A 25,241-nucleotide genomic window follows, 5' to 3' on the forward strand; every position below is an offset into this window, starting at 1 on the left:
CTCCCCGAAGAGATGAACCGCACCATCCACAGCGTCGAACACTGGATCAGCGGCGAATCCAACCGGGTGATCGCCTGCTCCGGATACATGCGCGAGCAGGTGACCCGGCTGTTCGACGTACCGGCGGGCCGGGTCGACGTGGTGCCCAACGGGGTGGACGATCGGGCCTGGCACGCCCGCCCCCGGGCGGTGGTCCGGGCCCGGGCCCGGTTCGCCGGGAGCGGCCCCCTGGTCGGGTACGCGGGCCGGTTGGTCTACGAGAAGGGCGTGCAACACCTGATGCAGGCGGTGCCGTACCTGCGCGAGCGGCACCCCGGGCTGCGGGTGGTGATCGCCGGCGACGGCCCGTACAAGGAGGAACTGGTGGACCAGGCGCACCGGCTGCGCCTCGGCGACACGGTGCGCTTCGCCGGCTTCATGAACTCCACCCAACTCCCGGCCATGCTGGCCGCCACCGACGCCACCGTGGTGCCGAGCCTCTACGAGCCGTTCGGCATGGTCGCCCTGGAGGCCGCGGCGGCCGGCGCGCCGCTGGCGGTCTCCGCGACCGGCGGCCTCGCCGAGATCGTCGAGCCCGGCGTCACCGGGGTGACCTTCCCGCACAGCGACCCGGACGCGCTCGCCCGCGCGGTCGACCGGCTCCTCGGCGACGAGGTCTTCGCCCGCCGGGTGGCCCGCCGGGCCCGCACCATGGTCAGCGAGCGGTACGGCTGGACGACCATCGCCGCGCACACCGCGAGCAGCTACGCCGCGGCCCGCCGCGAGCACGGCACGTTCCAGGCCCGGCGGGCGGCGAGCCGGCTGGCCATTGGGCGCACCCGGATCGCCATTCCGGAGGGGAACCTGCTGACGGCTGGACATACGGCCTGCTGACAGCTTTCCCCGGCCTGTCGTCCGATAGGTGCACACCGATCCGCTGGCTATGGTGTACGTCGACCAGCGGTGAGGAGAACGGTGCAGCAGGTAGTGATCGCCGGCCGGTACCGCCTGCTCGACCTCGTGGGTCGCGGCGGGATGGGCCGGGTGTGGCGGGCGAGGGACGACGTGTTGCACCGCGACGTCGCGGTCAAGCAGGTCGTCCCGCCGGCCTGGTTGTCCGACGAGGAGCGCGACGAGCTGCGCCTGCGCACCCTGCGGGAGGGCCGGACGGCGGCCCGGCTCAACCACCCCAACGTGGTCCGGGTGTACGACGTGGTGACGGTGGGCGACGACCCATGGTTGATCATGGAGTACGTCCCGTCCCGGTCGTTGCAGAACGTGCTGGACACGTCCGGGCCGGTGTCGCCCCGGCGGGCCGCGTCGATCGGGCTGGCGCTGCTGGCCGCGCTGCGCGCCGCGCACCACGCCGGGGTGCTGCACCGCGACGTGAAGCCGGCCAACGTGCTGATCGCCCACGACGGGCGGGTGATGCTCACCGACTTCGGGCTGGCCGTTTTCGACGACGGTGACCCGGCGATGACCCGGCCGGGGCTGGTGCTCGGCTCGCCGCAGTTCGTCGCCCCGGAGCGGGCCGCCGAGGGGTGCTCCAGCGTGGAGGCGGACCTGTGGTCGCTCGGGGCGACCCTGCACGCGTCCGTCGAGGGCCGGTCCCCGTACGCCCGCAGCACCGCGATGGCGACGCTGAGCGCCCTGGCCACCCGGCCACCCGACCCGGCGCCGCACGCCGGCCCGCTGGGCCCGGTCCTGGCCGGCCTGCTGCGCCGCGACCCGCGCGACCGCACCGACCACGACGAGACGCGGCGGCGGTTGGCCTCGGCCACCGGGGGCGGGGAACCGTGCCCCCTGGCCCTCGCCGCACCGGCCACGGTGCCGCCGCCGAACGTCCTCGGCCCGGGTGCCGCCCCGTGGCCGTCCACCCCGGCCGACCACGGCCGCCCCGCCGGATCCGGCCCGAGCGGCCGGCGCTGGCCGTTGGCAGTGGCGGCCGGGGCGTTCGCCGTGCTCGCCGCGATCTCCACCGCGCTCGCGATCGGCCAGCGCGAGCACGACCGGGGCACGCCGCCGGGGACCGAGGCCGGGCGGACGGGAGCCGTACCGGGCGGGACGGGAGCCGAGCCCGGAGCGGGGCCGCCCGGCGGGCCCGTACCGCCTCCGCCCTTCCCCTGTCTGCGGCCCTACCCCGCCGGCGAACCCGTTCCCACCGTCTCCCCCACCCGGGGCGAGCGGCTCCGGCTGCCGGCCGGTTGGCGCTGGTACGCCGACCTGGCCGGGTTCCGGCTCGCCGTGCCGCCGGGCTGGCGGCACTACCAGGTGGGGGACGCGGTCTGCTTCCAGGATCCGACGGCCCGGCGGGTGCTGACCGTCGCTCCGGCCAGCGATCCCGACTCCGCCCCACTGGCCCAGCTACGGGTGAACGAGCGGCGCGCGCTGGACGCGGGCGCCCTGCGCGGGTACGCGAGGATCCGGCTGGAGACGGTGGCCGGCCGGGGGTCGGAGTGGGAGTCCGCCTGGGACGCCCCGTACGGGGCCCGGCTGCACGCGGTGCAGCTGATCCCGCGCGACGCCCGGGCGTGGTCGCTGTCCTGGAGCGCCCCCGACGCGGACTGGCTGACCGGCGCGACCGAGCGGAACACGGTGCGGGTCAGCTTCCGGCCCGGCACCCCGGGCTGAGACGCGGTGCCGAAACGACACGGCGCGCCGACACCGTCTCCTGTGGACCGTTCGGGTTGTTGCCCCCGGGCGGCGGCTCTGCCAGAGTGGCATAGTTTGTGGATCAAGAACCCTGGGGAGGGCGAGGCGTCATGATGGGACCGTCCCACGCGCTGTCGGGCGCGGCGGTGTGGTTGACCGGCTCCTGGGCGCTCGACCAGTTCGCCGACTACCACCAGTCGCCGCTGGCGCTGGCGGTCGGCACCGCGGTCTGCGCCGGCGGGGCGCTCTTCCCCGACCTCGACCTGTCCGGCAAGGTGACCCGCAACCAGGGCGGCGCCACGGTGGCCCGCACCTTCGGGGTGGTCAGCCTCTTCGTCGCCGAGGTAATGGAGAAGATCTCGCTCGGCGTCTACTACGCCACCAAACTGAGCAAGGACCCGCGCCGCAACAACGGCCACCGCACGCTGACCCACACCATCCCTTTCACCGTGCTGGTCGGCTGGGGCACCACCGCGCTGTGTGCCGCCTACGGCAAGTGGGCCGTGGTCGGCATCCTGTTCTTCATGTTCGGGCTGGCCCTGCGCGGGCTGTTCGACCGGTGGGCGGAGCGCGCGGGCTGGGTGATCGTGACCCTGTCCTCGGCCGCCGCCGCCTGGTTCACCTTCGTCAACCTGCCCGGCGACCGGGGGTACCCGCTGATCGGGCTGGCCGTCGGGGTGGGCTGCTTCGTGCACATCCTCGGCGACATGATCACCCGTGCCGGGGTGCCGATCCTCTGGCCGATCCCGATCAAGCGCCGGATGTGGACGATGGTCGGCCTGCCGAACAGCATCGCCCTGCGCACCGGCAGCAAGGCCGAGGTCATCGTGCTGCGCGGCGTGCTGACCGCAATCACCGTGCTGGCCGCCGTGGGCCTGGTCGCCCCCTCGGTGCTGCGGAAGTTCAACATCGAGATCTGACCGCGCCCCGGTCAGCCGCCCGGGCCGCGCCGACGGACCGACCGTCCCACCTGGCCGGCGGGTCCGGTCGAGGACGGCGCCGCCGGGCCGGTTCCCGGCGGCGCCGTCCTCGACCGATGGGCGTCAGCCTCCGACGCCCAACTCGGGCTCGACGGCCTCCAGCAGCGGCCCCCGCACGGATCGGCCGATGCGGTGGGCCTCGGCCAGGATGTGGGTGCGCCAGCGTCGCCACAGCGGGGTGAGCCGGGAGGTGACCAGGACGACGTCGACGGCGTCGTCGGGCAGGACGGTGCGGATGCCGATGGCGTGGTGGGTCGGGTGCGCCGGGTCGGCGGGCAGCCGTTCGAGCAGCGTCTCGTCGTAGTCGAACAGCTCGGCGGCCGGGAACCCGGCCGGCAGGGTGTCGCCGCAGCCGAACACGGCGATCCGGGTGCCCGGCGGCAGGGTGTCGCGCAGGTGGGCCAGTTCCGCCGTCACGTCCAGGCCGCGGACCCGGTTGGTCCCCCGGCGGACGGCGGGCAGTTCCAGCCTGACGTGCCAGTCGCGGGTGTCCTCAAGCTGGGGCAGGTGCTTGGAGTACCAGGCCCACAGCAGTTCTATCAATGGCTCGGGGTGCTTGTGCAGGAACGTGAGCATGTTGCTGCGGTTGTCGCTGAGGTCCGGGTCCGACCGGCGCGGGTGCGGCGCGTCCACCGCCCAGCCCTCGCGGCTTACCTCGAACGACAGGCCGTGCCGGTACAGGCGGAAGCCCAGCTCGGTGTCCTCGGCGCCCCAGGATTGGAAGATCTCGTCGAAGCCGCCCACGGCCCAGAACTCCTTGGCCGGGACGGAACAGTTGCACGTCCAGAACAGTTGCCAGGGCAGCGCCGTGCGGGCGAGGTAGAAGCGGGCGGTCGCGAAGAGGGAGTGCCGGGAGTCCTGGAATTCCGGGTCGCTGCCGTGGTCGCGCACGACCTCCTCGGGGGTGTGTGTCTGGAGGATCCCCTCCAGGCCGGGGGTCGGGTAGTCGGGACGGAAGCCGTAGGTGTAGCCGATCACCGCCCGCGCCGGGCCGGGCTCCCGGTGCGCGGCCAGGTGCCCGGCGACGAAGTCGGGGCCGGGCAGGATGCCGCTGTCCACGAAGGCCAGGATCTCGCCCCGGGCGAGGCGGGCGCCGGCGTTGCGGGCGGCGGCGGCCCGGAAGCCCAGGTCCTCCTGGAAGTGGTAACGCAGGCGGAGCCGGTCGGTGAAGGCCTCCACCGTCTGGCGGGTGCCGTCGGTCGACCCGTCGTCGGCGACGATGACCTCGAAGGCGTCCGACGATATCCGCTGGTCAGCCAGGGCCGTCAGCGTGCCGTGCAACAGGCGGGAGCGGTTGTAGGTGGGAATGATGACGGAGAGCATTGGCGTTGCGGCGCCAGAGGACATTGTGGCGACTCCGGGTGGTCGGGGCGTAACAACGTAGCCGCCGCCGAGCGCCGAGGTCCATCATCCGTGAGGGTCTTTCATCTACTACTCACGATTCGATCCGAGAGCATCCCGCCGAGTGGGCAGCCACGCGCCGGCGGGCGCGATCCGCTCATGTGGACAGAGCGTGCGCTCGCGCCGGGTGAACCGGGCTGCACTGTCCACTGCTTTGAGGGTTCTGCTTCGCTGCACTGCTGATCTCGACGAAAAGTCTTCACCGTTGGTTCAACGATACCGTTCATGGCATGACCACTGGTTTCGCCGACGCCGCCCAAGTCTTCGCCCCTGCCGCCGTCATGGGGTTGCTCCCGACCAGGCCACGGCTACTCGCCCTGGGCGAGCCCACCCACGGCGAGGACGTTCTGCTCGACCTGCGAAACGATCTCTTCCGGCAGCTCGTCGAGCAGGAGGGTTACCGGACGATCGCGATCGAGAGCGATTGCCTGACGGGCCTGGTCGTGGACGACTACGTCACCTCGGGCACCGGCATCCTCGACGAGGTCATGGCGCGCGGCTTCAGCCACGGGTGGGGCGCCTTCGCGGGCAACCGCGAGCTGGTGCGCTGGATGCGCGCGTACAACGACGGCCGGCCCGCGTCGGAGCAGCTGCGCTTCGCCGGTTTCGACGGCCCGCTGGAGATCACCGGCGCCGCGAGCCCCCGGCAGGCCCTCACCGCACTGCACGCCTACCTCACCGCCTGGGTGGGCGCCGACCTGCTCCCCTGCCCCGCCGAAACGCTCGACCGCCTGCTCGGGGCCGACGACCGCTGGCCGAACCCCGCCGCAATGATGGACCCGTCCCGGTCCGTGGGACGGACGCCCGAGGCCAGGCAGCTGCGGCTGCTCGCCGACGACCTGGTGGCCCTGCTCGACGCGCAGCAACCCCACCTGATCGCGGCCTCCCCGGAGGAGGACTGGCACCGGGCACGCCTGTACGGGCGTACCGCCACCGGGCTGCTGCGCTACCACTTCTGGATGGCCGACACGTCACCGAGTCGCATGGCGTGGCTGCTCGGCGTGCGGGACTCGATGATGGCCGCCAACCTGCTCGCCCTCGCCGAACGCGGGCCGACGCTGGTGAACGCGCACAACGGCCACCTCCAGCGGAACAAGAGCACGATGCGGATGGGCGGCCTGCCGGTGGAGTGGTGGAGCGCCGGCGCGATCGTCAGCGCCCACCTGGGCGAGGGATACGCCTTCCTCGCCACAGCCCTCGGCACGATCCCCCACCAGGGAGTGGACGCCCCGCCTCCGAACACCGTCGAGGGGCTGCTGTACGCGCTCCCGCAGGAGCGATACGTCGTCGACACCCGCCGGCTGGTCACCGCCCTCGCCACGGTGACGCCCGTTCCCCGGGTGTCCCCCTGGTTCGGTTACTTCCCGCTTGATCCGGCCCACCTGGCCAGCACGGACGGGATCGTGTTCGTCAGGGACGTCCGGCGGAGCCAGGGGTAGCGCCCGGCGTCGCGTGGGTCCAGCGGCTGGCGTCGTCGACTATTGACGCCCTCGTGACACGTGTCCTACGGTCTGCCGAAACGTCTTGTCGAAGCGTTTCGACGTAGCGTTTTCGACGCGGTGGTTCGACAGGGCGTTTCACGCGAGTGGTGCGACGCAGGGTTTCGACGCGGGTCGACTTGCCGCGGCATCACGGTAGGAGCCGAAAAGTGAAGTTCACCGACGGGTACTGGTTACTGCGGCCGGGAGTCAGCGTGCTGCGCCCCGGCACGGTCGAGTCGGTCGAGCCGGACGAACGGGGCTTCACCGTCTTCGCGCCGACCGGCCGGATCACCGGGCGGGGCGACACCCTCAACCGGCCGGTCGTCACCGTCCGGTTCTTCTCCCCCGCCCCCGGCGTCGTCGGGGTGACCGTCGGCCACCACCGCGGCGGGCTGCCGAAGCAGCCCCGCTTCGCGCTGTCGGCCGGCGACGACCACCCGGTCACCGTGGAGGTCACCGGAGACAGCGCGTCCCTGACCACCGGCGAGCTGACCACCCGGGTCACGCTCGTCGACCGGTGGCGAGTCGACTTCCTGCGCGGCGACCGCCTAGTCACCTCGTCCACCGAGCGCAGCGTCGGCATCGCCACCGACGACGAGGGCCGCACGTACGTCCACGAGCGGCTGGCGCTGGGCGTCGGCGAGACGGTGTACGGCCTCGGCGAGCGCTTCGGCCCGTTCGTCAAGAACGGACAGACCGTCGACATCTGGAACGCCGACGGCGGCACCGCCAGCGAACAGGCGTACAAGAACGTGCCGTTCTACCTCAGCAGCGCCGGGTACGGGGTCTTCGTCGACCACCCCGAGCACGTGTCGTTCGAGATCGGCTCCGAGGTCGTCTCGCAGACCCAGTTCAGCGTCGAGGGACAGTCGCTGACCTACTACCTGATCGACGGGCCCACCCCGAAGGACGTCCTGCGCCGTTACACCGCGCTGACCGGCCGGCCCGCCCGCGTCCCGGCCTGGTCGTACGGGCTGTGGCTGTCGACGTCGTTCACCACCTCGTACGACGAGAAGACCGTCACCGAGTTCATCGACGGGATGGCCGAGCGGGACCTGCCGCTGTCGGTGTTCCACTTCGACTGCTTCTGGATGCGGCAGTTCCACTGGGTCGACTTCGTCTGGGACCCGGCGACCTTCCCCGACCCGGAGGGCATGCTGCGCCGGCTGCACGAGCGGGGCCTGAAGGTGTGCGTCTGGATCAACCCGTACATCGCCCAGCGCTCCTACCTGTTCGAGGAGGGCCGGCAGGCCGGGTACCTGGTCCGCAACCCCGATGGCTCGGTGTGGCAGTGGGACAGGTGGCAGGCCGGCATGGCGCTGGTCGACTTCACCAACCCGGACGCCGTGGCCTGGTTCTCCGGCAAGCTCAGGGCGCTGCTCGACATGGGCGTGGACTGCTTCAAGACCGACTTCGGCGAGCGCATCCCCACCGACGTGGTCTGGCACGACGGGTCGGACCCGCAGCGGATGCACAACTACTACGCCCACCTCTACAACCGGGCGGTCTTCGAGCTGCTGGAGGCCGAACGCGGGACCGGCGAGGCGGTGGTGTTCGCCCGGTCGGCCACGGCCGGCGGCCAGCAGTTCCCGGTGCACTGGGGCGGCGACTGCGAATCGACGTTCGCGGCGATGGCCGAGTCGCTGCGGGGCGGGCTGTCGCTGTCCGCGTCCGGGTTCGGCTACTGGAGCCACGACATCGGCGGCTTCGAGGGCACCCCCGATCCGGCGGTGTTCAAGCGGTGGATCGCGTTCGGGCTGCTCTCCTCCCACTCCCGGCTGCACGGCTCCGGCTCGTACCGGGTGCCGTGGGCGTTCGACGACGAGGCCGTCGAGGTGCTGCGCCACTTCACCCGGCTCAAGCTGCGCCTGATGCCGTACCTCGCGGCGGCGGCCGAGGAGGCGCACCGCGACGGCGTGCCGGTGATGCGGCCGATGGTGGTGGAGTTCCCGGACGACCCGGCCGCGGCGTACCTGGACCGGCAGTACATGCTCGGCCCCGACCTGCTGGTGGCGCCCGTGCTGAGCGCCGACGGCCGGGTGACGTTCTGGGTGCCGGCCGGCACCTGGACCCACGTGGTCACCGGCGAGCAGCTCACCGGACCGGCCTGGGTGGACCAGAGGCACGGCTTCGACAGCCTGCCGGTGCTGGCCCGGCCCGGCGCGGTGCTCGCCGTCGGGTCCACCCACGACCGGCCGGACTACGCGTGGGCCGACGGCGTCGAGCTGCGGCTGTACGCGCCCGTCGAGGGGCAGCGGACCCGGGTGCGGGTGCCCTCGCCCGGCGGCGGGCCCGGGGCGGAGTTCGAGATCCGGTACGCCGACGGGGCGGCCACCGCCGAACTGGTGGGCGGAGAATCGTCGGGGTATGCCGTGGTGGTCGTGGGAGCGGAGGCGAACCGGTGACGAGAAGTTTTCCCGAGGGGTTCCTGTGGGGGGCCGCCACAGCGGCGTACCAGGTCGAGGGCGCGGCCACCGAGGACGGCCGGGGTCCGTCCATCTGGGACACCTACAGCCACACTCCCGGCCGCACCCTGAACGGGGACACCGGCGACGTGGCCGCCGACCACTACCACCGGTGGGTCGACGACCTCGGCCACCTGTCGGAGCTGGGACTCGGGGCGTACCGGTTCTCGATCTCCTGGCCCCGGGTGCAGCCCGGCGGCTCCGGGGCGTTCAACCGGGCCGGGGTGGACTTCTACTCCCGCCTCGTCGACGGCCTGCTGGAACGGGGCATCCGCCCGGTGGCCACCCTGTACCACTGGGACCTGCCGCAGGAGTTGGAGGACGCGGGCGGCTGGCCGGAGCGGGACACCGCGCTGCGCTTCCGGGACTACGCGGCCGGCATCGTCGGCGCGCTCGGCGACCGGGTGCACACCTGGACCACGTTCAACGAGCCGTGGTGCTCGGCGTACCTCGGCTACGGCTCCGGGGTGCACGCGCCGGGACGCACCGAGCCGGCCGGGGCGCTGGCCGCCGTGCACCACCTGAACCTGGCGCACGGGCTGGCCGGGCGGGCGGTGCGGGAGCTGGCCCCGGCGGCGGAGCTGTCGGTGACGCTGAACCTGCACGTGATCCGCCCGGCGTCGGACTCGGCCGCCGACGCCGACGCGGTGCGCCGCATCGACGCGCTGGCCAACCGGTCGTTCCTCGGACCGATGCTCGGCGGGGCGTACCCGGCCGACCTGATCGCCGACACCGTGAAGGTCACCGACTGGTCGTTCGTACGCGACGGCGACGAACGGGCGGCGGGGGTGCCGCTGGACGTGCTCGGGGTGAACTACTACTCGACCACCCTGGTCCGGGCGTGGGACGGCACCTCGGCCCGTTCCGCCGCCGACGGGCACGGCAGCTCGGCACACACCCCGTGGGTCGGCGCCGCGAACGTCGACTTCCTGCCCCAGCCCGGGCCGTACACCGCGATGGGCTGGAACATCGACCCGAGCGGGATGACCGAGCTGCTGCTGCGGCTGTCCCGGGAGCACCCGGGCCAGCCGTTGATGATCACCGAAAACGGCGCCGCGTTCGACGACGTGGTCTCCCCCGACGGCCGGGTGCACGACGACCGGCGGGTCGACTACCTGTACCGGCACGTCGACGCGGTCGGGGCGGCGATGGACGCGGGCGCGGATGTCCGCGGCTACTTCGCGTGGTCGCTGCTGGACAACTTCGAGTGGTCGTACGGCTACGACCGGCGGTTCGGCATCATCCGGGTCGACTACGACACCCAGGCCCGGACCTGGAAGGACAGCGCGCACTGGTACCGGGGTCTGGTCGCCACGGGTCGGCTGGAGCCGCCGGCCGGCTCCTGACCGGCCCCGCTCGCCTGGGCGGCCTGCTCCCCTCCGAGGGAGGGAGGCGCGCTCAGCGGAGCTGCTCGTCCGCCCAGCGGGCCAGCAGCTCCAGCACCGGGCGGCGGCCGGCGAACATCTCGGCCTCGCCGCGCAGGTCGTAGGTCTGTGCGGTGCCGCCGCCGGCCCGGCCGAGCATCAGCGGGGCCAGCCAGAAGTACTTCGCCGCCCCGGTGAGCCGTACCGCGCGGGCGACCTCGGTCCGGTCGAGGGCGCCGCGCAGGCCGTCGGCGTACCGGTCGACGACCGTGGTCGCCACCTCGTCGAGCAGGGCGACGTCGACCAGCCCGTCGAGGAAGGTGTCCAGCACCAGGTTGGCGGCGTCCTCGCCGACCGGTCCCGGACCGACGAACGACCAGTCCAGCAGCACCGGGCCGGCGGTGCCGAACACCAGGTTCATCGGCCAGCAGTCGTGGTGGCACAGGGTACGCGGCAGCCCGTCGGCGGCGGCCAGCAGCGCGTGCCGGCGTTCCCAGAGCCCGCGCAGGGCGGCGCGCAGCGGCGCGGGCCACGCGGCCACCGCGACCGGGTGGTCCCACGGCACCGGCTCGACGACCGGCCGGGTCAGGGTGTAGTCGCGCAGCCAGTCCCGGGCCAGCCAGTCGTGACCGGGCGACCGGCCGAGCCAGGCGGCGTGCCCGGCGCCGAGCCGGGCCGCGACGTCGCCGAGGTCGGCGACCGTGCCGGCGGTGCCGGGCCGCCCCGCGACGTCGGCCAGCCAGAGCGCCACGCCGCCGTCCGGGCGCTCGTCGACCCCCAGCGTCTCGGGCGCGGCCAGCCCGGCGTCGGCGTACGCCCGGGCGGCCAGGCCCTCGCGGTACGCCTCGACCTCGCGCCGCCAGTAGTTCCAGTGCCCGGGGTCGACGCTGCCGGCCCAGTGCGCCGGACCCTCACGGCCAGGCGGGGTGATCAGCTTCAGCACGGCCGGGCGGCCGCGGCGGCGGGTCCGCCAGATACCGCCGGTCACCGCGTTGAGCGGGTTGTGGGTCAGTTCCTCGGCCGGCTCGTCGGGGGGCACCAGGTCGATGGGGGGACGCGACACCCGTTCGACCCTACGTTCTCACCGAGCCGGCCGCCGCACGCACGTTCGAGTCACCCCGGCAATGACGCCTATCGTCAGGCGCCGACGCGTTGGGGCGGGACGGTGAGGCCGTACAGGGCCATCAGTTCGGGGGTGTCGACGCGGCTGCCGTCGGCCACCGAGTCGCAGGCGATGTCCACGATCTGGTCCTTGTGCGCCAGCAGGTAGGGCCGGGCGCCGACGTCGGCGCTGGCCAGGGTGGCGATGCCGGCCCAGTGCCGGCGGCCGAAGAGCATCGGGTACCCGCGCAGCCCGCTGTAGGTGGCGCAGGCCAGCACGTCGGGGTACGGCAGCGCGGCCACCCGCCGCACCGCCGCCGGGGTGAGCCCTGGCATGTCGACGGGCACCACCACCACCGCCTCGACCGTCTCGTCGGTCAGCGCGGCCAGGCCCGCCCGGATCGACGAGCCGACCCCGGTCCCCCACGCGCGGTTGACCACCACCGTGGCCCGGGCCAGGTCGGCGGTCTGCCGGACCTGGTCGGCCGCCGCGCCCAGCACCACCACGAGCTGCTCGCAGCCCGCCTCGGTCATCGTTTCGATCATCCGGTCCACCAGGGGTTGCCCGCCCTGGTGGAGCAATGCCTCCGGGCCGCCGAGGCGGCGTCCCCCGCCCGCCGCGATGATCATTCCTGCGATTCGCACATCGGGTGCAACGAGCGCCCGACAGATCAGTGTCGGGGCGAAACGGGTATTTGCCACGCATCGCCCCGACGTCGGCTCAGCGGCGGTACGCGTCGGCCAGCGCGGTGAAGGCCGCCTTGGGCTCCCACGGCAGGTCGGGGTACGTGTCGCCGAGCCGGTCCTCGAACACCTTCACCAGGCCGTACGAGGCCCGGTCCACGTCGCGCACCGGGTCCTCGCGGTGCGGCAGGTTGTACGCCGCGAAGGTGCACCAGAACGCCGTGTCCACCCCCTCGGCGGCGAAGATGTCGAGCAGCTTCCGCAGGTACCCGGCCTGCTCGTCCTCGTCGCGGGCGTAGTCGCCGGTCAGCCGGACGCCGTTGGCGCCGTCCCACTCGACGATGAACATGCCGCGCGCCCCGAGGTCGGCGGCCCCACGGTGGGTCGTGCACCCGAACTCGGTGATCGCCACCGGCTTGCCCTGGGCGACGAGGGTCCGGATGCCGTCGACGTACGCGTCGGCGACCTCGGCCGAGTGGTAGGCGTCGGACGAGACGTAGTCGAAGGGCGTCCAGTCGACGCGCTCGCTCGGCAGCGAGGCGTAGGTGACCTTCCCGCCGAACCGCGCGCGGACGACCCGGACGGCCTCGCCGAGGAAGGCGTTCAGCCGGGCGGGCACCTCGGGCAGCACCTCGCGGAGGAGGTCCGGCCGGGTCAGCGCGTCCAGCCGCTCGGCGAGCGTGTCGCCGGGCAGGAACCCCTTCGTGAACAGCGTCAGCTCGGCCCCGGCGACGAGGACGACCTCCGCGCCACGCCGGCGCAGCCCCTCGGCACGCTCGGCGCAGTCGGCCAGGACGTCGAGCAGCTCGTCGGTGGTCAGGTCGCAGGTGAACGGGGAGAACCACACCTCCAGCCCGACGTCGGCGGCGTGCCGGGCGGCGATCTCCAGCCGCTCGGGGATGCCGCCGGTGACCCGGACCGCCGTGCAGTGCAGGTCCTCCCGGATGACCCGCATCTCGCGCCGCACGACCTCCGGGTCGAACGGCTCACGGGTGCTCTCGCCGGCGTCGACGAAGCCGGTGTCGTACGTGATTCCCTTGCCGCGCACAGTTGCCCACCTTCGTTAGGGTACGCAGGGTACCTTAAAGCGGTGGCGGGACGCGGCGCAAGACGGGGGCTGGGGTACGATCCGTACCCGTCATGGCAGGCGACGGGGCGGAACGGACCGGGGCGACGCGGCGGCGCGGGGCGGCCCTGGAACAGGCGATCCTGCGCGCCGCCGCCGACGAGCTGCTGGAGTCCGGCTACGCCGGCCTCACCATGGACCGGGTCGCCCGGCGGGCCGGCACCAACAAGAACGCGATCTACCGGCGCTGGCCGAACCGGGCCGCGCTCGGCGTCGCCGCGTACCGGCAGCTCGCCGTGGCCAACCTGGACCCGCCGGACACCGGCGAGCTGCGCGGCGACGCGCTGGAGCTGCTGCGCCGGGCCAACTGCCACTGGACGTCCCCGCTGGGCGAGGTGCTGCGCGGCCTGCTGTCCGGCGTCGGCGAGGAGCCGGAGCTGCTGGCCCAGTTGCAGGAGCAGGCCGGCGCCGCCGGGACGGCCGGCTGGCTGACGGTCCTCGACCGCGCCGTCGCCCGGGGGCAGGCGTCACCCGAGGCCCGGCACCCCCGGGTGGCCACGGTGGCCCTCGCGCTGCTGCGCAACGAGATCATCACGCGCGGCGTCGCCAGCGCGCCGGACGACGTGCTCGTCGAGATCGTCGACGAGGTGTACCTGCCGCTGCTGCGCGGGCGCGCCCGCCCGGGCGTCGGCTGACCGGGCGTCGGTTGACCGGCGCGCGGACCCGACCAGCGCCGGGCCCCGGGGCGGTGGCGTCTCAGGCGTCGGCGTAGCAGTCGACGACGGACAGGTCGAGCGGGAAGCGGACCGGGGTGTCGCCGAACAGCAGCGCAGCCGCCCGCTCGCCGCTGGCGCGCACCGCCTCGGCCACGGCGTCGGCCTGCGCCGCCGGGCAGTGCACGATCACCTCGTCGTGCTGGAAGAAGACCAGCTCGGCGTCGGTGCCGGCGAGCGCCGTCCGCAGGGTGGCCAGCAGGGTGGAGGCCCACTCGGCGGCGGTGGCCTGGATGACGAAGTTGCGGGTGAACCGGCCCCGGGAGCGGGCCGCCCGGGCCCGGGGGCCCTGCGGGTCGGCCGCCGCGTCCGGGTCGATCCCGGCGTCGTCGCCGTCGGCGAAGCCGGCCGTGCCGGGCGGACACGTCCGGCCCAGCCAGGACCGGACCAGCCCGCCCGCCTCGCCGGTGCGGGCCGCCGCCTCGACGTACGCGAAGGCGGTCGGGTAGTTGCGCCGCAGCACCGCGAGGGCGGGGACGGCCATCCCGCCGGTCTGCCCGTACATCGCACCGAGCAGGGCCACCTTGGCCCGGGCGCGGTCGCCGCCGAAGGAGTCCCGGGCGAGGGCGGCATAGAGGTCGCCGGCCCCGCCTGCGGCGGCGAGCCGGGCATCGCCGGAGACCGCCGCGAGCACCCTCGGTTCGAGCTGACCGGCGTCGGCGACGACGAGCCGCCAGCCCGGGTCGGCCGCCACCGCCCGCCGGATCACCTTCGGAATCTGCAACGCGCCGCCACCCCGGGTGGCCCAGCGGCCGGAGACCACCCCGCCGGGGACGTACTCCGGGTGGAACCGGCCGCCGCGCACCCAGGCGTCCCGCCAGGCCCAGCCGTGCGCCGTCCAGATCCGGTAGAGCTCCTTGTGCTCCAGCACCAGCGGCACCGCGGGGTGGTCGACCCCGCGCAGCACCCAGGCCCGGGTGTTGGGCAGCTCCACCCCGGCCCGGGCGAACGCCTTGAGCAGCTCGGCCGGGGAGTCGGCGTGCACCTGGCGCAGCCCGAACGCCGCAGCGATCCCGGCGGCCAGCTCGGCCAGCCGACGGGGCGGGCCGCCGACCGGGGACGGCTCGCCGAGCAGCTCGGTGAGAAGCGCGTCGTGCACCTCGGCGCGCCAGGGCAGCCCGGTCGCGCCCATCTCGCCCGCGATCAGGGCGCCGGCCGACTCGGCGGCCACCAGCAGGCGGAACCGACCGGGGTGCCCGGTGGCCGCGGTCCGGGCGAGCTGGTCGGCGTACACCCGGGTCAGGGCCTCGATGCCCGGGCCCGGCGGGCCGGGCAGCGCATCGAAGAGCGCGCCCTGCCCGTGGCCCGGCGGTTCGGCCGCGCGGGGCGGCGGGTCCGGCGGCACCGGCGCACCGGTCAGCCGGGCCCAGGCGGCGGCGAACGAACGGGGCTCGCCCCAGCGGCCGGCGTGCCCGAGCAGCAGCGACTCGGTCAGCTCGACGTCGTGGCAGCGGTCGAGCCGGACCCCGGCGCGCAGCAGCGCCGGGTAGACGGCCGCGCCGCAGGCCCAGACCCAGCGCGGACGCTCTGCGGCCTCCCGGGCGGCCACGGCGGCGGCGAGGTCGGCCACCGGCTCGGCCGGGGCCGTGGGGCGGCCGGCGGGGTCGAGGGGTTGCAGCACTCCCCCGCCCCGGTCGTCCGACACCACCGCCACCAGCACGGACGTGATTCTGCCTCGCCCGTGTGACACTCCCTCACGCCGGGCACGGGCACGACGCACGGGAGTGACCAACCCCTGGAGGGGTTGGTCACTCCCGTAGTACGCGCGCCCGACGGGACGCGGGTGGGGCTACTTCACCGCGCCGGAGGTCAGACCGGACTGGATCTGCCGCTGGAACACGGCGTACACGATGATCATCGGCAGGATGGCGATGGTGAGGGCGGCGAAGAGGCCGGACCAGTCGGCCTCGTACCCCGCATTGACGGAAATGTCCGCGATGCCCTGGGTGAGCACCCACTTGTCCTTGGCGTTGGACAGCAGCACCAGCGGCAACTGGTACTGCGCCCACTGGCCGATGATGTTGAAGATCGCGACGCTGATCAGGCCCGGCTTGGCCATCGGCACCATCACCTGGAAGAAGAGCCGGGTGTGCGAGCAGCCGTCGATCATCCCGGCCTCGGCCACCGAGTTCGGCAGCGTCCGGAAGAACGCCGCGAGGAAGAAAACGGTGAACGGCAGCGAGTACGCGGTGTAGACCAGGATCACGCCGGTGTGGGTGTCCAGCAGGCCCAGGTTCTTCACCACGAAGAACAGCGGCACCAGGGCCAGGAAGACCGGGAACGCCAGCCCCGAGACGAACAGGTAGTACACCGCCCGGTTGCCCCAGAACTTGTAGCGAGCCAGCACGTACGCGGCCATCGAGCCGAGCAGCATGGTGGCGAAGGTGCTGCACCCGACCACGATGACGCTGTTGACGAAGTACCGGCCGACGCGCGCCTTGGTCCACGCCCGGCCGAAGTTCTCCCAGCGCAGCTCGGCCGGCAGGGTCCAGGGGCTGCTGAAGATCTCGCTGGTGTTCTTGAACGCCGCGAGGAACGTCCACAGGATCGGCACGATGACGATCACCGCCCAGACTGCGAGCGCGACGTGACCGAGGCCGGCGAGCAGTCGCACCTCCGAGCGGCGGCTCTTCGGGTCGGACCCGGTGGTGGACTTCCCGGTACGGGGTGGCAGCGCCGCCGGCGCCGACGGCAACGTGGTCTTCATGTCAGTACTCCACGCTTTCCCGCTTGGTCAGCCGCAGCGTCAGCGCCGCGAATGTGAGGGTGAGGAAGAACAGCGCCACGCCCATCGCCGAGGCGTAACCGTATTTCGAGTAGACGAACGCGTTGCGGTAGATCTCGTTCGCCAGCACCGTGGTCGCCCCGTCGGGGCCCCCGCTGTCCACCGAGAGCACCGCGACGATGGCGAACGCGTCGAACGCGGCGATGCCGAGGTAGACCCAGGCAACCTGGAGGGTGTCCCAGAGCAGCGGCAGGGTGACCCGGAAGAAGAGGGTGACCCGGGTCGCCCCGTCCATCTCGGCGGCCTCGTAGATCTCGCCCGGGATGGAGGCCATCCCGGCCGAGAAGAGCACCACGTAGAAGCCGACGGCCTGCCAGACCAGCACCGCGATGATCGACCAGAGCGCCAGGTTCGGCTTGACCAGGAACAGCACCGGGTCGAAACCGAACTCCATCAGCACGCCGTTGATCAGGCCGGACTCGTTGGGCCGGTAGACCATCTGGAACAGCACCGCGATGATCGCCACGGCCAGGACCTGGGGGAAGAAGAACACCACCCGGTAGAACCTCGCCCCCCAGACCCCCTGACGCTGACCGCCGACGCTCCGGCCGCCCACGTTGAGCTGGAAGGAGAAGAACAGCGCGATGGCGATCGTGATCAGCGGCAGGGCAAGCAGCAGTACGCCGTGGTGCTGGACCGCCTTCCAGAAGTTGCCGTCGTCCAGCAGCCTGCGGTAGTTGTCGAAGCCCACCCACTGGGGGGCGGACAGGCCCCGCCAGTTGGTCATCGAAATCTGGAACGCCTGGGCGTACGGTGCGATGACGAAGACCACGTACAGCGTGACCGGGGCGAAGAGGAATCCGATCACGAATGGATACTTGCCGTGCCGCATGACCCCGCTCCGATCAGCGCTTGAACTTGGTGATGGAGCTGTCCTTCTTGATGGCGTCGGCGCGCTTCTGCACCCGCTCGACGAAGGCGTCGGCCTTGATACGGCCGAACATCAACTCGTTGGTGGCGGTGCGGACCTCGGTGTCCAGCTCCTTGTACCAACCGTCGAAGTAGATGTTGAACACGTCCTGGCCGGCTGCCTTGAGCGCGGCCTGGGAGCTGGCCACGCCGGGCGGGAAGGCGTATCCCTCGGAGCCGGCGGTGACGACCGTCGGGGCCTTGACCACCTCGGTGAAGCCCTTCGCGCCGGCCGTGGACAGCATCTGGCGCATGTACTCCAGGCCGCCGCGCGGGTTCTTGCTCTTGGCCGAGACGAAGTAGCCCTCACCGGCGGTGGCCCGCAGGGCGGTGGCCGGCAGCTTGTCGGACGCCGACAGACTCGGCACCGGCATGAGCTGGTACTCGAAGCCGGCCGGGGTGTCCTTCTTCTGCTCGCCCTCTAGCCAGTCGCCGCTGGGGTAGAAGCCCAACTTGTACTGGTTCTGCCGGAGCTGGACGTCGGTGTGCTTGAGCCCTTCGAAGCTCTTGTCCACGTACTTGGCACCGATCTCGGCCCACGCCGTGGCCGCCTGCTTGACGGCGTCCTGCTGCCAGGCGCCGTCCTCCAGGTTGTCGATGTTCTTCAGCACGTCCGCGCCGCCGATCTTCGCGGCCTGGGTGAGGATCACGTTCCACTGGTAGTACGCGGCGTTCGCGCCGGCGTAGCCATAGGGGGTGATGCCCTTGGCCTTGATCTTGTCGAGCAGGGCGGTGAACTCGCTCCAGTCCTTCGCGGGCGCCCAGCCGTTGTCCTTGAACAGCTTGCCGGAGTACCAGATGCCGAAGACGGTGGAGACGTAGTAGAGCACGTACGGCTTGCCGTTGAACGAGCCGACGTCGACGGTGCCGGGGACCACGGTGTCGCGGACCTTCTTGCTCGGGTCGTCGACCGACGGGGCGTCCCACAGCTCGGTGAGGTCCTGAAGCTGCCCGTCGGCGACCAGGGCGCCGAAGTCCATCAGCTTCTCGCCCGAGTTGTTGACGAACTCCGGCGGGTTGCCGGAGGCGAACCGGGGCTGGAGCACCGTGGAAACCGCCTGGGTCGCCTGGTGCTTGACCTCCGCCTTGGGGAACGCCTTCTTGTAGAGCGGCTCGTGCACGTCGGTGGCGTACTTCTCGCCGTAACCGCCGTTGAAGATGATCACCTCTAGCGGGGCGTCGTCCTTGACACCGAGCGGGTTGGTGGCGCTCTTGGTGCCGGTCTCGGCCTTGGTGTCGCTCTCCTTGTCGGAGCTGCTGGTCGCGCAGGCGCTGAGCAGGCCGGCGGCCGGGATGGCGAGCAGGCCGGCGGCGCCGGCGCGGCGCAGCAGGGTCCGGCGGTTCAGGTCGAGCGGGTGCTCGGGGATAACCGACATCGTTGTCTCTCCTTGGTGGTGTCGAATCAGGCGGTCCGCCGGAGACGCCCGGCGTACCGCGACTCAAGGGCGAGGTTGTGCTCGTCCCCACCGGGGACGTTGGCGGAGAGGTAGACAGGGGGTACCTCTCCGGCCTGGTGGAACCGTCGTACGACCTCGGCGGTCAGCAGCTGCGCCAGCAGCGCGGCGGTGACCGAGGAGACCGCACAGACCGCGCCGCCGCCCTCGAGCGGCAGCAGTGCGTCGCCGTACGGCGCGCCGTTGTCCAGCACGACGTCGGCGAGGTCGGCGAGCCGGTGCCCCGACGGGTGCCGAGGGGCGACCCGCGCGGTGTGCTCGACGGAGGTGACCGCGATCAGCGGATGGCCGTTGCCCCTGACCAGCGTCGCCAGCTCGACAACCGAGCCGTTGATGCCGGACTGGGACGCGACCACGAAGACGTCCCGCGGGCGCGGGGCGGCCAGGGCGTAGAGCGGGTGGGCGACGGCCGGGTCGCGTTCCAGCTTCGGATCGGCGAGCACGTCGCGGGGTACGTCGCCATGCAGCACCAGGTCGTGCAGGGTTATCCGGTTGGTCGGGACCAGCCCGCCGGCCCGGGCCACCAGCTCGGCGGCGAACGCCTCGGAGTGGCCGGCGCCGAACGCCTGGAGCACCCCGCCGGCGCGCAGGCTGGCGGCGATCAGGTCGGCGGCCCGGCCAACAGCCTCGGCCTGCGAGTCGACGAGCCGGTCGAGGACGGGGCGGACGGCCTCAGCGTACCCCTGCGCGCTGATCATGCGGCTGCCCCCTTCGCGGCCTTGTGCCCGTCGACGGCCTGGGCGGTGCGCCGGAAGGCCGCGTGGGCGCGGGCGTGGGTGCGCTGCGCCACCGCGATGTAGAGCAGGTCGAGCACGACGAGCTGCGGGTGCCGGGCGGACAGCGCGTCCGGCCGGAAGGTGGTGGCCTGGCTGGCGGTGAGCAGCACGATGTCCGCCAGCTCGGCCAGCGGCGAGCGGGGAAAGCCGGTGAGGGCGACGGTGGTCGTGCCCCGGCTGTCCGCCTCGGCGAGCATCTCGATGGTCTCCCGGGTCTGCCCGGTGTGCGAGATGCCCAGTGCCACGTCGCCGGGGCCCAGCAGTGCGGCGCTGGCCAGCCCCTCGTGCACGTCGCTCCAGGCCCAGGCGGCCACCCCGATGCGGTGCAGGCTGAACTGCATCTCCGCGCCGACCAGGGCGCTGCCGGAGGCGCCGAAGATGTTGACCCGGTTGGCGCCGGCGATGGCCACCGCCGCCCGCTCGACCTCGGTCAGGTCGAGCAGCGTCGCGGTGTCGTGCATGGCCCGGGTGTCGGCCGCCATGATCTGGCCGAGTACCCGGGCCAGGGGGTCGCCGGGCTGGATCTCCCGGCCGATGTCGACGGTCCAGCCGGCGGAACGGGCCCGGCCGGTCTCGGCGGCGATGCCGAGCCGCAGGTCCGCGTACCCGTCGAAGCCCATCGCCCGGCAGAACCGGGTGATGGTGGCCGGGGAGGTGCCGCTGCGCTCGGCCAGCTCGACGATGGTCGCGCGGGCCGCGGACTCCGGGTCGCTGAGCACGTGCTCAGCGACCCGGCGCAGGGCGCCGGTCAACTCGCCCGCGCCGGCCCGGACCCGGGCAAGCACTCCGTCGGTGGGGAGCGTGCCCCGCCGGTCGGCCGTGTCGGCGTCGACCACGGCGGCCCCCTCGGGGGTCTCCAACTCGTGATCCACCATGCGACGCCTTTCGGGAAAGAGTCTTAACTGTTAGTGGTAAAATTTCTTACTAAAGACCCCTCGGTGTCAAGCCTGTGGGCGAAGTTTTCAAACCGTTACCTGAACCACAGCCGCCGACCGAGCCCGAGGGCTTGCCTCCGGCAGCCGGGCCCGGCCAACATGAACCCGCCCGCAACGTAGTCCCGGGGAGGCCCGAACGATGTCCGACACTGTCGTGGTCGGTCTCGACGTCGGGGGTACCTCCACCCGGGCGGTCGCCCTCACCCTGGCCGGGGAACGCCTCGGCGCCGGGCGGGGTGGCGGGGGCAACCCGACCAGCCACGGCGCCGAGCAGGCCGCCGGGGAGGTGCTGACCGCCCTGCGCGGGGCGCTGTCGGGAACGGACCCGTCCCGGGTCCGGGCCGGCACCATCGGGCTGGCCGGCGCCGGCCGGCTGCTCGCCGACCCGGCCGGGAAGGCCGCCTTCGACCGGGCCTGGCGGGACGCCGGGCTGCGCTGCCCCTGCACGGTGCACGGCGACGCTCTGGTGGCGTACGCCTCGGGCACCGCCAGCCCGGACGGCACGGTGCTCATCGCCGGCACCGGCGCGATCGCCGCACAGGTCAGCGACCTGCGGCTGGATCGCGTGGCCGACGGGCACGGCTGGCTGCTCGGCGACGCGGGCTCGGGCTTCTGGCTGGGCCGCGAGGCGGTCCGCCGGCTCCTGGCCGAGCTGGACCGGGGCCGGACGGCGGGGCCGCTGGCCGCCCAGGTGCTCACCGAACTGGTCGGCTCCGACCGGGTGGCCGCCCGTCCCCGGGACACCGTGGACGCGGTGGTCCAGGCCGTCACCCGCCGGCCGCCGGTGGAGCTGGCCCGGCTCGCGCCGCTGGTGGTGGCCGCCGCCCTCGCGGGCGACCCGGTCGCCACCGGGCTGCTCGACGAGGCCGCCGGGCAACTGGTGGAAAGCGCCGGGCGGATCCGTCCGCCCGGCGCTGTCGACCCGGTGGTCCTCGGCGGCGGCCTGCTCACCGGCGACACCCCGCTGGCTGTGGCGCTCCGGGCGGAGCTGGGCCGGCGATGGCCGGACGCGCCGCTGCGCACCGCCGGCGACGGGGCCGCGGCGGCGGCCTGGCTCGCCGCCCGGGACCTGCCCGAGGTCACCGACCCGGCAGCCCTGCACCCGCTGCTGGTACCGACGCCGGTCTGACGGCCAGGTCGCCCCGTCGGGGGCCCGGGCGGCGCCCGCTGCCGGTGCGGACGTCGCGCCAGAACCGCTACCGGGTCAATTTACTTGAGTTGGCCGGCGGTGAGCCCGGACTGCACCTGACGCTGGAAGAGCAGGTACACCACCAGCACCGGTATCACCGCGATGGTGAGGCCGGCGAAGAGCTGGGCGTAGTCGCCGGCGTATCCCTGGCTGATCGACAGGGCGGCCAGGCCCTGGGCGAGCATCCACTTCGAGTCGTCGCCCTGGAGCAGCACCTGTGGCAGCAGGAACTGGTTCCAGTGGCTGAGGAAGTTGAAGATGGCGACGCTGATCAGTCCCGGTCGGGCCATCGGCAGCATCACCCGGAAGAACAGCCGGAAGTGGCCGCACCCGTCGACCAGCGCCGCCTCCGCGACCGAGGTGGGCAGGGTGCGGAAGAACGCGGTGAGGAAGAAGACCGTGAACGGCAGCGAGTACGCCGCGTAGACCAGCACCAGCCCGGTCCAGGTGCCGAACAGCCCGGCGCTGCGGACCACGAAGAACAGCGGCACCAGGGCCAGGAAGACCGGGAACATCAGCCCGCCGACGAACAGGTAGTAGGCGAGCTGGCGGCCCCGGAACTCGTACCGGGCGAAGACGTACGCGGCGGTGGCCCCCATCAGCATGGTGAGGATGACCGAGCCGGTGACCACCACGGCGCTGTTGAGGAAGTACCGGCCGATGTGCGCCCCGGTCCAGGCCCGGACCCAGTTGTCGAACCGCAGCGCGCCGGGCAGGCCCCACGGATCGGCGATGATCTCGGCGTTGGTCTTGAACGAGCTGATGAGCATCCACAGCAGCGGCAGCACGGTCAACGCGCTCCAGAACAGCAGGAAGCCGTGCGAGAGGAGGTTCACGACTCCCCGCTCGCGGCGCACCGGGCGGGGTTCCCGGGCGTCCCGGTCACCGTCGACGACCACGCCGACGGGCCTGTCCAGAGCGGTCATGACAGCTCGATCCGTTCCCGCCGGCTGACCCGCAGCGCCAGCACGGCCACCGACAGGGTCAGGAAGAACATCACCACGCCGATCGCCGACGCGTAGCCGAACTTGGTCTCGCTGCCGAACGCCGTGTCGTACATCCGCACCCCGATCACGTCCGAGGAGAAGTTGGGGCCACCGTTGGTCATGAGCTGCACCAGGATGAACCCGTCCAGGGCTGCGACGGCCAGGTAGATCCAGGCGACCTGCACGGTGTCCCAGAGCAGCGGGATGGTGATCCGGCGCAGGGTGGCCCACCGGGACGCCCCGTCGAGCAGCACCGCCTCGTAGATCTCCCTCGGGATCGCCGACATGGCGGCCCCGAAGAGCACCACGTAGAACCCGACGTTGGACCACACCATCACCGCCAGCACGCACCAGAAGGCGAAGCCCGGGTCGCCCAGCCAGGCCGGCCCGGACAGCCCCACCGTCCCCAGGATGCCGTTGAGCAGGCCGCTCGTGGGGTGGTAGACCTCCTTCCACAGCGCCGCGATGATCACGACGGAGAGCACCTGCGGGAAGAAGTAGACGGTGCGGTAGAACGCGCCGCCGCGCACCCCGGTGACCCCGGCCCGGCCCCGGCGCCCGCCCATGCTGAGCATCGTGGCGAAGAACAACCCGAACGCGATGGTGAACACGGGCACCAGGGCGAGCAGGATCGCGTTGTTCTTCAGCGCGTTCCACACGTAGTCGTCGTGCCACAGGGCCTTGAAGTTGGCCAGCCCCACCGGGTTAGCCTCGGCCGAGTAGCCGAGCCAGTCGGTGGTGGAGATCTGGAACGCCTGAAGGTACGGCGACACGACGAAGACGACGTAGAGCAGCAGGGGCGGTACCAGGAAGGTGACGATCAGCGGAATCTTGCCGTGCTTCACGCCGACCGCTTGTACTTCTTGATCGAGGTGTCGGCGGCGATCGAGTCGGCGCCCTTCTGGCACTGGGCGAGGAACTCCGCCGGGCCGATCCGTCCGCTGAAGAACTCGCCGCAGGCGGCGTCGACGAGGTTGCGCTCCAGCTTGCGGTAGTAGTTGTTGTAGACCCAGTTGAAGCCGTTGGCGCCAGACGCCTCCAGGGCCTTGACCACGGTGGTCAGCCCGTACGGCAGCTCGACGCCCTCGGTGGCCCCGGCGACCACCGTCAGGCTGGCGACCTTCTTCGTGAAGTCCTGGGCCCCCTGCTTCGACAGCATGGTGCGGAAGTACTCCAGGCCGCCGGCGAGGTTCTTCGCCTTGGCCGGCACCATGAACGGCTCGCCGGCGGTGCCCCGGACCGCCTCGAACGGCAGCTTGTCGCCGCTGCCCAGGCTCGGGGTGGGCGCGACGGTCATGTTGAACCCGGCCGGGGTGACCGCCTTCTGCTCGCTCTCCAGCCAGGAGCCGCAGGAGATGAACGCCGCCTTGCCCTGGCACCACGCGGTCTGCGACTGGACGTGGTCCAGGCCGGGCGTGCCGTCGAGGATGAACTTGTCCTTGACGATCTGGTGCCAGGCGTCGGCCGCGGCCTTCATCGCGTCGGACTTCCAGGCGTTCGGCTCCAGGTTGTCGATCGCGGTGGCGACCGAGGTGCCGCCGAACTTGATCGCGGTGGAGATCACCGGCCAGCTCATGTAGCGGGGGTGCTTGCCGGCGTACGTCCAGGGGGCGATGCCCGCGGCCTTGATCTTCTTGCACAGGGCGATGTGCTCGTCCCAGGTCTTCGCGTACTCCCAGCCCCGGTCGGCGAAGAGCTTGGTGGAGTGCCAGATGCCGTAGACGGTGTAGGTGTAGTTCATCACCAGGAACTTGCCGTCGTACGAGCCGACCTCGACCGCGCCCGGCAGCAGGGTGTCCTTGACGGTCTTGCCGGGGATGTCGAGGCTCGGGGCGGCGAGCAGCTCGCCCAGGTCGGCGAGGGCGTTCTGGGAGACCAGGCCGTTGAAGTCGATCTGCCCGGCGCCCGAGTTGTTCACCACGTCCGGCGGGGTGCCGTCGACGAAGCGCGGCTGGAGGGTCTTGCTGATCTCCGCGGTGGCCGAGTGCTTGATCTTGGCCTTCGGGTGCTTCGCGGTGTACATGGCCTCGTGGGCCTTGGCGTAGTCCTCGCCGAAGCCGCCGTTGAAGATGACGACCTCCAGCGGGGCGTCCTCGGCGACCCCGAGCGGGTTCTGCGCGGACTTGGTGCCCTTGTACACCTCGGCGTCAGCGGAGTCGTCGCCGCCGGAGCTGGCGCAGCCGGCGAGCAGGCCGGCGGCGGGGGTGGCCAGCAGGCCGGCGGCGGCGCTGCGCCGCAGGATGTCACGCCTGTCCATCGTT

General features: G+C 72.4%; 21 protein-coding genes. 8 read left to right on the plus strand and 13 right to left on the minus strand.

Going from position 1 to position 25,241, the window contains the following annotated elements; all coding sequences use genetic code 11:
- The 3 genes from ACFYZF_RS29305 to ACFYZF_RS29315 form a co-directional block, all read left to right on the plus strand.
- Positions 1–873 (plus strand): glycosyltransferase family 4 protein (locus tag ACFYZF_RS29305; protein WP_387026205.1); only part of this gene is annotated, 873 nt, incomplete at its 5' end.
- Between the two features lie 81 nt (positions 874–954).
- Complete coding sequence (locus ACFYZF_RS29310) at positions 955–2,610, plus strand: serine/threonine-protein kinase (protein WP_387026207.1); 1,656 nt, start codon at positions 955–957, stop codon at positions 2,608–2,610.
- 131 nt (positions 2,611–2,741) lie between these two features.
- Positions 2,742–3,551, plus strand: a complete 810-nt coding sequence (locus ACFYZF_RS29315) for a metal-dependent hydrolase (protein ID WP_387026209.1) — start codon at positions 2,742–2,744, stop codon at positions 3,549–3,551.
- 123 nt (positions 3,552–3,674) lie between these two features.
- On the opposite strand, the gene ACFYZF_RS29320 is transcribed toward ACFYZF_RS29315, so the two are convergent.
- Complete coding sequence (locus ACFYZF_RS29320; protein WP_387026211.1) at positions 3,675–4,934, minus strand: glycosyltransferase; 1,260 nt, start codon at positions 4,932–4,934, stop codon at positions 3,675–3,677.
- Positions 4,935–5,242: 308 nt separating this feature from the next.
- On the opposite strand from ACFYZF_RS29320, the gene ACFYZF_RS29325 reads away from it, so the two are divergent.
- The 3 genes from ACFYZF_RS29325 to ACFYZF_RS29335 all read left to right on the plus strand — a co-directional run bounded on the left by ACFYZF_RS29325 (position 5,243) and on the right by ACFYZF_RS29335 (position 10,304).
- On the plus strand, positions 5,243–6,451 hold the full coding sequence (locus ACFYZF_RS29325) for an erythromycin esterase family protein (RefSeq protein ID WP_387026213.1): 1,209 nt from the start codon (positions 5,243–5,245) through the stop codon (positions 6,449–6,451).
- A gap of 209 nt (positions 6,452–6,660) precedes the next feature.
- Positions 6,661–8,898 carry an alpha-xylosidase gene (gene yicI / locus ACFYZF_RS29330; protein ID WP_387026215.1) on the plus strand — a complete coding sequence of 746 codons (2,238 nt, stop codon included), beginning with the start codon at positions 6,661–6,663 and terminating at the stop codon, positions 8,896–8,898.
- The gene (locus ACFYZF_RS29335) at positions 8,895–10,304 is read left to right on the plus strand and encodes a GH1 family beta-glucosidase (RefSeq protein WP_387026217.1); all 1,410 of its coding nucleotides are present in this window, start codon (positions 8,895–8,897) and stop codon (positions 10,302–10,304) included. Before yicI ends, ACFYZF_RS29335 begins: the two co-directional genes overlap by 4 nt.
- Positions 10,305–10,356: 52 nt before the next feature.
- Here the strand turns inward: ACFYZF_RS29335 and ACFYZF_RS29340 are convergent, their stop codons facing one another.
- The 3 genes from ACFYZF_RS29340 to ACFYZF_RS29350 all read right to left on the minus strand — a co-directional run bounded on the left by ACFYZF_RS29340 (position 10,357) and on the right by ACFYZF_RS29350 (position 13,155).
- The gene (locus ACFYZF_RS29340; RefSeq protein WP_387026218.1) at positions 10,357–11,385 is read right to left on the minus strand and encodes a phosphotransferase; all 1,029 of its coding nucleotides are present in this window, start codon (positions 11,383–11,385) and stop codon (positions 10,357–10,359) included.
- 74 nt (positions 11,386–11,459) lie between these two features.
- A complete protein-coding gene (locus tag ACFYZF_RS29345; protein WP_350887511.1) occupies positions 11,460–12,053 on the minus strand; it encodes an NTP transferase domain-containing protein in 594 nt (197 codons plus the stop codon).
- Positions 12,054–12,144: 91 nt separating this feature from the next.
- Positions 12,145–13,155, minus strand: coding sequence for a hypothetical protein (locus tag ACFYZF_RS29350; protein WP_387026220.1), 1,011 nt, complete (start codon positions 13,153–13,155; stop codon positions 12,145–12,147).
- Between the two features lie 92 nt (positions 13,156–13,247).
- Here ACFYZF_RS29350 and ACFYZF_RS29355 point away from each other — a divergent pair, with 92 nt between their 5' ends.
- Positions 13,248–13,868 (plus strand): TetR/AcrR family transcriptional regulator, encoded by a 621-nt coding sequence (locus ACFYZF_RS29355; RefSeq protein WP_387026222.1) that lies wholly within the window; start codon positions 13,248–13,250, stop codon positions 13,866–13,868.
- Positions 13,869–13,929: 61 nt separating this feature from the next.
- Here the strand turns inward: ACFYZF_RS29355 and ACFYZF_RS29360 are convergent, their stop codons facing one another.
- The 6 genes from ACFYZF_RS29360 to ACFYZF_RS29385 all read right to left on the minus strand — a co-directional run bounded on the left by ACFYZF_RS29360 (position 13,930) and on the right by ACFYZF_RS29385 (position 20,745).
- Positions 13,930–15,636 (minus strand): bifunctional 3'-5' exonuclease/DNA polymerase, encoded by a 1,707-nt coding sequence (locus ACFYZF_RS29360; RefSeq protein ID WP_387026224.1) that lies wholly within the window; start codon positions 15,634–15,636, stop codon positions 13,930–13,932.
- Between the two features lie 99 nt (positions 15,637–15,735).
- Positions 15,736–16,653, minus strand: a complete 918-nt coding sequence (locus ACFYZF_RS29365) for a carbohydrate ABC transporter permease (RefSeq protein WP_387026226.1) — start codon at positions 16,651–16,653, stop codon at positions 15,736–15,738.
- A gap of 1 nt (position 16,654) precedes the next feature.
- The gene (locus ACFYZF_RS29370) at positions 16,655–17,563 is read right to left on the minus strand and encodes a carbohydrate ABC transporter permease (RefSeq protein WP_387026228.1); all 909 of its coding nucleotides are present in this window, start codon (positions 17,561–17,563) and stop codon (positions 16,655–16,657) included.
- Positions 17,564–17,576: 13 nt separating this feature from the next.
- Positions 17,577–19,016 carry an N-acetylglucosamine/diacetylchitobiose ABC transporter substrate-binding protein gene (gene ngcE / locus ACFYZF_RS29375; protein ID WP_387026230.1) on the minus strand — a complete coding sequence of 480 codons (1,440 nt, stop codon included), beginning with the start codon at positions 19,014–19,016 and terminating at the stop codon, positions 17,577–17,579.
- A gap of 26 nt (positions 19,017–19,042) precedes the next feature.
- Complete coding sequence (locus ACFYZF_RS29380) at positions 19,043–19,792, minus strand: SIS domain-containing protein (RefSeq protein ID WP_387026232.1); 750 nt, start codon at positions 19,790–19,792, stop codon at positions 19,043–19,045.
- Complete coding sequence (locus ACFYZF_RS29385) at positions 19,789–20,745, minus strand: MurR/RpiR family transcriptional regulator (protein WP_387026234.1); 957 nt, start codon at positions 20,743–20,745, stop codon at positions 19,789–19,791. The genes ACFYZF_RS29380 and ACFYZF_RS29385 overlap by 4 nt, the downstream gene beginning before the upstream one ends.
- 199 nt (positions 20,746–20,944) lie before the next feature.
- On the opposite strand from ACFYZF_RS29385, the gene ACFYZF_RS29390 reads away from it, so the two are divergent.
- Positions 20,945–21,934, plus strand: a complete 990-nt coding sequence (locus ACFYZF_RS29390) for an N-acetylglucosamine kinase (RefSeq protein WP_387026236.1) — start codon at positions 20,945–20,947, stop codon at positions 21,932–21,934.
- 80 nt (positions 21,935–22,014) lie between these two features.
- Here the strand turns inward: ACFYZF_RS29390 and ACFYZF_RS29395 are convergent, their stop codons facing one another.
- From ACFYZF_RS29395 to ngcE (ACFYZF_RS29405), 3 genes are read right to left on the minus strand one after another with little or no spacing between them, the layout of a single operon-like run.
- Positions 22,015–22,920 carry a carbohydrate ABC transporter permease gene (locus ACFYZF_RS29395; protein WP_387026238.1) on the minus strand — a complete coding sequence of 302 codons (906 nt, stop codon included), beginning with the start codon at positions 22,918–22,920 and terminating at the stop codon, positions 22,015–22,017.
- A complete protein-coding gene (locus tag ACFYZF_RS29400; protein WP_387026240.1) occupies positions 22,917–23,825 on the minus strand; it encodes a carbohydrate ABC transporter permease in 909 nt (302 codons plus the stop codon). Before ACFYZF_RS29400 ends, ACFYZF_RS29395 begins: the two co-directional genes overlap by 4 nt.
- Positions 23,822–25,237, minus strand: a complete 1,416-nt coding sequence (gene ngcE, locus ACFYZF_RS29405) for an N-acetylglucosamine/diacetylchitobiose ABC transporter substrate-binding protein (RefSeq protein WP_387026241.1) — start codon at positions 25,235–25,237, stop codon at positions 23,822–23,824. The genes ACFYZF_RS29400 and ngcE (ACFYZF_RS29405) overlap by 4 nt, the downstream gene beginning before the upstream one ends.
- Between the last annotated feature and the right edge of the window lie 4 nt (positions 25,238–25,241).

The organism is Micromonospora sp. NPDC001898 (genome assembly GCF_042891255.1).
Lineage (GTDB): Bacteria > Actinomycetota > Actinomycetes > Mycobacteriales > Micromonosporaceae > Micromonospora.

What these genes read in the sequence shown, in the direction of transcription:
- ACFYZF_RS29315 (WP_387026209.1), top strand. Translation starts at nt 2,742, where the DNA reads ATGATGGGACCGTCCCACGCGCTGTCGGGCGCGGCGGTGTGGTTGACC.
- ACFYZF_RS29320 (WP_387026211.1), bottom strand. Translation starts at nt 4,934, where the DNA reads ATGCTCTCCGTCATCATTCCCACCTACAACCGCTCCCGCCTGTTGCAC.
- ACFYZF_RS29325 (WP_387026213.1), top strand. Translation starts at nt 5,243, where the DNA reads ATGACCACTGGTTTCGCCGACGCCGCCCAAGTCTTCGCCCCTGCCGCC.
- ACFYZF_RS29345 (WP_350887511.1), bottom strand. Translation starts at nt 12,053, where the DNA reads ATGATCATCGCGGCGGGCGGGGGACGCCGCCTCGGCGGCCCGGAGGCA.
- ACFYZF_RS29355 (WP_387026222.1), top strand. Translation starts at nt 13,248, where the DNA reads ATGGCAGGCGACGGGGCGGAACGGACCGGGGCGACGCGGCGGCGCGGG.
- ACFYZF_RS29365 (WP_387026226.1), bottom strand. Translation starts at nt 16,653, where the DNA reads ATGAAGACCACGTTGCCGTCGGCGCCGGCGGCGCTGCCACCCCGTACC.
- ACFYZF_RS29370 (WP_387026228.1), bottom strand. Translation starts at nt 17,563, where the DNA reads ATGCGGCACGGCAAGTATCCATTCGTGATCGGATTCCTCTTCGCCCCG.
- ngcE (WP_387026230.1), bottom strand. Translation starts at nt 19,016, where the DNA reads ATGTCGGTTATCCCCGAGCACCCGCTCGACCTGAACCGCCGGACCCTG.
- ACFYZF_RS29380 (WP_387026232.1), bottom strand. Translation starts at nt 19,792, where the DNA reads ATGATCAGCGCGCAGGGGTACGCTGAGGCCGTCCGCCCCGTCCTCGAC.
- ACFYZF_RS29385 (WP_387026234.1), bottom strand. Translation starts at nt 20,745, where the DNA reads ATGGTGGATCACGAGTTGGAGACCCCCGAGGGGGCCGCCGTGGTCGAC.
- ACFYZF_RS29390 (WP_387026236.1), top strand. Translation starts at nt 20,945, where the DNA reads ATGTCCGACACTGTCGTGGTCGGTCTCGACGTCGGGGGTACCTCCACC.
- ACFYZF_RS29395 (WP_387026238.1), bottom strand. Translation starts at nt 22,920, where the DNA reads ATGACCGCTCTGGACAGGCCCGTCGGCGTGGTCGTCGACGGTGACCGG.
- ngcE (WP_387026241.1), bottom strand. Translation starts at nt 25,237, where the DNA reads ATGGACAGGCGTGACATCCTGCGGCGCAGCGCCGCCGCCGGCCTGCTG.